The organism is Dapis hubbardiae BLCC-M172, assembly GCF_050016015.1.
Taxonomy (GTDB): domain Bacteria; phylum Cyanobacteriota; class Cyanobacteriia; order Cyanobacteriales; family Microcoleaceae; genus Trichodesmium.
In genome coordinates, this window is sequence record NZ_JBNHEQ010000120.1 from 1 (window position 1) to 7,924 (window position 7,924).

Below are 7,924 nucleotides of genomic sequence, written 5' to 3' on the forward strand. Positions count from 1 at the left end.
CCAGTTAAGTGTTCCCTATCTCCTTTTTATATTTCCTGATACATTCAATCTCTTACTATAGAATTCGCACTTATGTTGTCAAGTTTGATTGTAGGGGTTTGGTCTCCAAACCCAACCAAAAATCGAATTGGGAAACCCAACCTTTAGGGCTTTTTTCACAAATCATTTACCGAAACATTAAGGTATAAAGCCTCTCCATTCATGGAGAAAAAAATTCCTTTTAACCAATCATTCTATACAGAAGAGGTAATTATTAATTGTTAATTGTTGAAGATGGCTATATCTATAGCAATTTTCAATAGGTTGTCAAATTTTATGGTAGGGGTTTGGTCTCCAAACCCAACCAAAAATGGAATTGGAAAACCCAAGCAATTTTCAATAGGTTGTCAAGTTTGATTGTAGGGGTTTGGTCTCCAAACCCAACCAAAAATGGAATTGGGAAACCCAACGCCTAATGCGGTTAATATCACACCAAAACTTATAAAGTATCGATCTATAGACTAATGAAATTTCCTTCTTCTTCTTCCTTTCTTATTCTTCTTCCTTTCTTCTTCTTCCTTCTTCCTTCTTCCTTTAACTGATAACTAAATTAAAATGCAACCAAAAGAACATTACCAAAACCTAACAAATTATTTTAATTCCGCTCTAGGAATTTTAGAATTTGAGCCAGATTCTCAATTAAGAAAAGATGTAATTTCTCTCTGTGAATATCTGGCAAACCCTGCTTTTAAAATTGCTGTTTTTGCTCCGTTTAATTATGGTAAATCTACCCTCCTAAATGCTTTGTTAGGACAACAGACATTACCTATAGATTTAATTCCCACCACTGGAGCTGCAATTTATGTGAAATATGGCAAAGAGTTACAAACAAGAATTCAGTTAAAAGATGGAAGTATCATTAATGCCAATGGTACAGATATTCTTAAAGAATATGCTGTGCTAGATGATAACCGCAAAATGCGAGATGATGTAACTTCAGTAGAAGTTTATTGCCCTCATTCTTTTCTCAAAAGAGGGGTGGAATTTTTAGATTTACCAGGAACTAATGATAGGGAAGCTCAGAATATTTTGGTGCAGGAAAAATTATTAACTGCCGATTTAGTGGTGCAGGTTTTAGATGCTAGAAATTTGATGACTTTAGGTGAGCGAGAAAATCTCAGAGATTGGTTAGATAAACGGGGTATTAAGACTGTGGTTTTTGTGGTTAATTTTATGAATTTACTCACGCCAGAGGAACAAAAAGAGGTTTCTAATAGAATGCGGTTTGTGGCAGAAAGTTTTCGCTCCGAACTGCCGAATAATATTAGTAATTTGTATCGGGTTGATGCTTTACCTGCTTTGCGGGGACGCTTAAAAGGTGATGTTTCTGTGGCACAAACTACGGGTTTAGCTACTTTTGAATCTGCTTTACAAAGTATTGTTGAAGCTTGTGGAGAAAAGACGAATATTCAGTTATCTAGAGTCCGGGCGATCGCTTCTCAGTTATGTGAAGTAATGAAGGCTAATGCTAGGGAGGTAACTAAAGAGTTAATTGCTATTCAAGAGCGGAAAAGTGAAAAGTTTGAGATTCAAAAAAAGGCAGAAAAGTTAATTAAAGAAGGTTTCCAAAAGAGTAGTTCAAATTTTCAGAGTTGGCTATATTTAACTAAGCTTTTGGCAAGGTATCAATTTGAATTAGCTATAGTTTTGGAACAGAGAACTTTTAATATTTGGGAGTCTGAAAAATTTCGACCAGAAGCGCTGAAATACAAACAAGAAATTACTGAGTGGGTAGATAAAGCTTGTGAGTTTTTTAAATTAGGAGAAACAGAGGAATTAATAATTACATTTCCTGAAGCTCCAAAAGTTTTTTTGCCACCTCCACCCCCATCAGAAACCAAAAAATCAGGAGGTCTAAGAAATATAGCGATCGCCTCTGGAATAGGTTGGTTATTAGGAGGTCCGATGGGTGCTGCAGTTGTTGGTGGTGCAACCTATCTTTTGAGCGATAATAAACAGAATAAATCGCAAAATTTAGCAAGTTATAAAGAGCAAGTGAAACAAGCTTATGCTAATGCAGCTAGAGATTATTTAAGTCGTTTTAGCACTGTAACTTTAAAAGCAGTTGAGGAATATGAAGCAATAGCGGAAAAAGTTATTAAAATTCCTGTCACTCAGCAGTCACCAGAGGCGATAAAGTTAAGAAATAAACTACAGTTATTGAATAATTTATCAGCAGAAATAAATCAAGAATTGGAATTTTTGATTGATTAAAATTCATAAAACATAAGGTGTATCTAAAGATTTTTGTTAGGTTTCCTACGTCAACCCAACCTACGCTTATTGCACTAAAAAAACCTAACCCCCCTGCTCCTTCCCTACAAGGGAAGGGGATGAATATTTCTCTCCTCTCGGAGCAGGAGAGGGGTCGGGGGAGAGGTTTTCACGAGTTGCTTAAACTGACTCAAAATCCATGACAAAAACAACTTCTTACTTCTAACTTCTGACTTTTTTAACAGAGGAGAAGTCAAACTAATTTACGATTCCTTATATATATATTTTCTGAAAAACCAAACTGATATAGCAGCAATCAAAAATATTGTTATTTTGAAGATAAATGTATTTTGACAAATCGAAGAATGGAGAATTAATTGACATTGTTGTTGGGCTTCACCACCAATATAACCAACAAAACCGAATGCTGTACCTATCACAACAATTAATTCTTTAAAGTAGCGATCGCTCTTAGCTTTTTCTATTTCTACTTGGCTATTAATAGTATTAATATTACCTTCTAATAATTCTAACCCATCCTCAAAATTTTGTAAATCTCTGTCGATCTGTAAAAATATTTTTCGTTGACAAATTGACTAAAATCTTCAAAAAATACCATTTCTGTTTGATTTGTAGTAATTGTTTATATAGCTTTTTTCTGGATAGTTTGTATTCTTTTATCGTAATTACTTAAATTTATTTCTATTGTGTTTTTTTGAAATTGTAAATTGCTTAGATCATTAGTATATCGATTAATGGTAATTTGGAATTCAGTGAGAATATTACTAATTTCTTCCAACTTATTAACTTGTCTCTTTCCTTGAGTAATATTTGTTTCTATAGATTCAATTCTTGTCTGAATTTTACTAAATTTCTTTTTAATTTGATTGCTTAAAACCCGAGTTTGACCATAAGCCCAAACAACCTTATGATGATAATAAAATAACCGCATCCAGTCTGCATAAAAGTCACCTAATTTGTAGAATGTTTCTTCGTCTGGATAAATAGTAATAATAATATGTTGATTTTGCACAACAGTAGTAATTTCTTCATCTGTGAATTTTACAGTTTGTTGTTTTAAGCTATTATTGCCAGAATATTCAAAAATTGTTGCTCCAATAAATTCACCTCTGCCATCAAATTTTATTTCTTGTTCGTCAGGAAAAATTGCTTTGTAACATTTTTGAGCAATTTTTTCTATTTCTTCTGGGCTTGTTTCTGAGAAATTAGGTATGTAAGTGGATAGCATCCAGGTCTGACCTAATGTGGCAGTATTTTCTCCTAATTTTTGTTTAATTTGGGCTTTTAATTCGCCAAAATATTCTGGTGTTTTTTTGTCGAGTGTAGCAACTTCTAATAATAATCCATAACTATCTCCTAATCTTACTGGATAGTAATAACCATCTTCTCCAGAACTATTAGGATCTAAGGGAGCATAAGTAGATTTGAGGAGATGAATATATTCTGTTTCTATATTTTGGTTGTTGTCTTGTCCGTCTTGTTTTAACTGTTGCTGAACAGTTGGATGGAATTTTTGATGAAAATATTGGCGTTTTTGTTTTATGTCTTTTTCATCATCACCGAGACTGTTTCTGAGGTCATAGAGAAATAAGTCAATTGTGGGATTAATAATATAAGTCATTTCAGTTGTTAGTTTTCTATCTAAGATAAAGTTTGAATTTCAATTGTACTTGCAATGAAAGTGTTATTAGAAACCGGGTTTATTGGCAGTTAATATTACTGTATTAGAGTATTTAATATAAACCCGGTTTCTTAGTTTATTTGAAACCGGGTTTATTGGCAGTTAATATTACTGTATTAGAGTATTTAATATAAACCCGGTTTCTTAGTTTATTTGAAACCGGGTTTATTGGCAGTTAATATTACTGTATTAGAGTATTTAATACAAACCCGGTTTCTTGGTTTATTTGTGTAATTCCTAATTTAGTATCTCAATTTTTTTAATTTATAAATTCAATAATTTATCCAACTTACTAACTTTTTTAACTGTTTCTGATAGCTCTGGCGATGAGATAACCTGGATACACATCTTAGTAATTTCATTACTTTTTAAATCGGCAGAATTAATCCTGGGAATAGGGCGTTCCTGGGGTTGATTTTTTGTCGGAGTAACTGTTGCTAACTCTTCAGCAGTAGGGAGAACATCTTGAGGAATTTTGTCAATTTTTTCTAGTTTTGACTGAACATCTTGAAAGATTTTATTCAGAGATGAGTTATTACTAATTATTTCCTCTACCAGAGGTTTAGTATAGATTTCCCAAGCTGTGGGGTCATCAGCTAATTGTTCGGAAACATCTTGGAGTTGTTCTTTTTCCTCTGAACTTAAAGGAGTTTCTAACTCTTGGATTGCATATACCAGAGATAATAATAATTTTTCTTTGTCCATTGAATTATCCATCTTCAGTATCCTTCTATCTGCTATTTTTTCTCTAGTCAAGCTAAGGTTTTGAATTTCGACTCGATCAATTATCAAAATAATTCAGTCTTAAAACCCGCTTTTAAAGGCGAAATGTTTTTGGGAGGGTTGCTCAAAATCCCATTGCAAAAACAATTTATGACTTCTGAATTATAACATTTTGAATCCCCATAGGTATTAAATCTAAGTTTGTGGAATAACTAGAAAATATTATAACCCAAAGTGACAATATAAAATACAGAGGAATTACGCAAATTTACCTTAAAAATGCGATATGTAGGGGCGAATGCCATTCGCCCTCACTGGATTTAGTTTCCTTGCGTAAGTCCTGATACAATATAAAAGAAGATTATTATTAGTAAGTAGTTTTAACTATGCGTAGAGAAGCATTGGTTGTAGGAATTAACAACCATATATATGAGAGAAATTTAAATCTCAAAGCTCCTGTTAATGATGCTGAAGCTATTGCGGAAATGTTAGAAAAGTATGGCAAATTTCATGTGCAACGTTTGCCTAAAGATTATGACGAAAAAGGTAGAGAAAGATTTATTTCTAATGGCAAAGTAAAAAGTAAAGACCTTCAACCACGGATTAGTAATTTATTTAATCCTACCTCGAAAAGTGAAATTCCTGATGTGGCTTTATTCTTCTTTGCCGGACATGGTTATGTCACAACAGAAGGGGGTGTTCGAGAAGGCTTTTTAATTACCAGTGATGTGCAAACAAAAAGGAATATTTATGGCATATCATTAAATTGGTTCAAAGAACTATTACAAAATAGTCCGGTGAAAAAACAAATAGTTTGGTTAGACTGTTGTTTTAGTGGAGAATTATTAAACTTTGAAAAGGCAGATCCGGGTAGTGGAAAAGAAATAAGTCGCTGTTTTATTACTGCTTCTCGTTCCTTTGAAACAAGTATAGAAGTAAATGGAGAACATGGTGCTTTTACAGCTAGATTACTCAAAGGTTTAAATCCAGAAAATTCTCTTGATGGTTGGATAACTAACTATATTTTGGCAGATTCTATCCAAAAGAATATGCGTGATGCTTCTCAAGCTCCTGTATTTCATAATTCAGGAAATGCAATTATTCTAACTACTAATACACCGACTCAACCTATAGATGAACGTTGGAAAAATACACCTCCTTATCGTGCTTTATCTTATTTTACAGACAAAGAAGAAGATGCAGTATTTTTTCATGGCAGAACTAGATTAACAGATGAATTAATAGACCGAGTAAGAACTAATAATTTTCTGGCAGTATTAGGAGCATCAGGCAGTGGAAAATCTTCCTTATTAAGAGCAGGTTTATTATATCAATTGAAGCGGGGGCAGAAAATTTCGGGAAGTGATAGATGGCAATATATTAAGCCTTTTACTCCTACTGGAACACCTCTAGAAAATCTGCAAAAGGCAATTAATCTAGAAGCAGAAAAACCAGAGAATTTAACAGAAAAATTAATCCAGTTTATTGAGCAAGCAGAAACAGAAAGAGTTGTCATCTTAATTGACCAATTTGAAGAATCTTTTACTCTGTGTGAAACTCACGAAAAACGACAGGAATTTTTTGATTGTTTGTTGGCAGCTCTAGAAAGTGAAGCAATTCAAAAGAAACTTTGCTTAATCTTAGGAATGCGGGCAGATTTTCTCAACCAATGTTCAAAATATACAGGGTTAGCGACTAAAATTAAAGAACGTCAACTATTAGTAACACCTCTGGAAAAAGAGGAAGTAAAAGAAGCAATTAAAAACCCGGATCAATTAGTAGGAATGGAAGTAGAAGCCGGATTAGTTGCCCAAATTACAGAAGACTTTTTGCGGAATCCAGGTAGTTTACCTCTGCTGCAATATACTATGGATGTTCTGTGGAAATATGCCACTCAAGGAGAAGAGAAAAGTAAATATTTAACACTGGCAACTTATACAAAGTTGGGAGGAATTAAGGGTACTTTAACGAAACGAGCAAACGAAGTATTTGAGAGTCTGAATAAAGAGGAAAAGTCGGTAGCAAAGAGGATATTTTTAGAATTAGTACAGCCTGGGGAACAGCAAACAAAGTCAGGAAAAATAACAGATACTCGTAGACGAGTAATTTTAGAAAATTTGCCAAATGAACAACATAGTTTAGAGATGTTGTTAGAGGTAAGTAATAAATTAGCAGACAAAAATAATCGGTTAATTACTAAAGATAAGTCAGGGGCAGGAACATTATTAGATGTGATTCACGAAGAATTAATTAGAAGTTGGGAAAAGCTGAGAAATTGGGTAGAAGATTATCAAGAAGTTTTACCCTTAGTAAGGAAGATAGAAGTTGACGCAAAGGAATGGGAAAACCATGATAAAAAAGATGATTGGTTATGGCGAGAAGGGCAGTTAATAAAAGCAGAAGAATATGTGACCAAATATGGGGATATGGGTTTGTTGGATGGGTATGCTTATGAGTTTGTTAGGGCAAGTCAGGAGTTGAGAACTCGTTTAGAAGTTGAAGAGAAAGAACGCATCAAAAAACAACTTGAAGAGGAAAAAGCTAAAAAATTAGCTCAAAACCAAAACCTATTTTCATCAATTGTTGCACTTGTAATGGTTGGGTTATCTGCTTATGCTTTCATTCAGAATAGGAAAGCCGAATATAGAAGTAACGTTGCTAATATTTATAGGCGAGCATCTGAAGCAGAGGTTTTGAGCATTTATAACCGTTATGATACAAGTGTTTTGTTGGCAGTCCAGTCAATAGCTCAAATTCAAGAATTTAAAGAACGGGAAGAGTATTGGTGGAGGAAAGTTGTCAGCAAATTTTTAGACAGTCAGCTTTTAGATAAATCTCAAAATGCAGTCAATGAAATTATCCGCAAGGGGTTAGCCCAACTTCCCGATCATCTTTATACTCTCAAACACGAAGGGGACGTAAGAGCAGTAGCCTTTAGTCCCGACGACAAAACTATTGCCACAGCAAGTAATGACAAAACCGCCCGCCTCTGGGATGCTACCACCGGCAAACAATTAGCTACCCTCAAACACCAGGACTCGGTAAGAGCGGTAGCCTTTAGCCCTGACGGCAAAACCATTGCCACAGCAAGTAATGACAATATCGCCCGCCTCTGGGATGCTACCACCGGCAAAGAAGTCGCTACCCTACCCCACCAAGGAGAGGTAAGAGCGGTAGCCTTTAGCCCCGATGGCAAAACCATTGCCACAGCAAGTAATGACAATATCGCCCGCCTCTGGGATGCTA

Annotated in this window: 4 protein-coding genes; 2 read left to right on the forward strand and 2 right to left on the reverse strand. The window is 34.5% G+C overall.

Annotated features, from left to right (window positions below):
* Nucleotides 1-594 precede the first annotated feature (594 nt).
* Nucleotides 595-2,253, forward strand: coding sequence for a dynamin family protein (locus tag ACP6PK_RS11000; RefSeq protein ID WP_426559638.1), 1,659 nt, complete (start codon nt 595-597; stop codon nt 2,251-2,253).
* 643 nt (nt 2,254-2,896) lie between these two features.
* Here ACP6PK_RS11000 and ACP6PK_RS11005 read toward each other — a convergent pair.
* Nucleotides 2,897-3,895: a hypothetical protein gene (locus ACP6PK_RS11005; protein WP_426559639.1), complete on the reverse strand. Its 999-nt coding sequence runs from the start codon at nt 3,893-3,895 to the stop codon at nt 2,897-2,899.
* Between the two features lie 324 nt (nt 3,896-4,219).
* Nucleotides 4,220-4,747 carry a hypothetical protein gene (locus tag ACP6PK_RS11010; RefSeq protein ID WP_426559640.1) on the reverse strand — a complete coding sequence of 176 codons (528 nt, stop codon included), beginning with the start codon at nt 4,745-4,747 and terminating at the stop codon, nt 4,220-4,222.
* 317 nt (nt 4,748-5,064) lie between these two features.
* Between ACP6PK_RS11010 and ACP6PK_RS11015 the strand changes: the two genes are divergently transcribed.
* Nucleotides 5,065-7,924: nSTAND1 domain-containing NTPase (locus ACP6PK_RS11015; RefSeq protein ID WP_426559641.1), on the forward strand; the 2,860-nt coding region annotated here is incomplete at its 3' end.

Coding starts and splice junctions, on each gene's coding strand:
- ACP6PK_RS11000 (WP_426559638.1), top strand. CDS start 595: ATGCAACCAAAAGAACATTACCAAAACCTAACAAATTATTTTAATTCC.
- ACP6PK_RS11005 (WP_426559639.1), bottom strand. CDS start 3,895: ATGACTTATATTATTAATCCCACAATTGACTTATTTCTCTATGACCTC.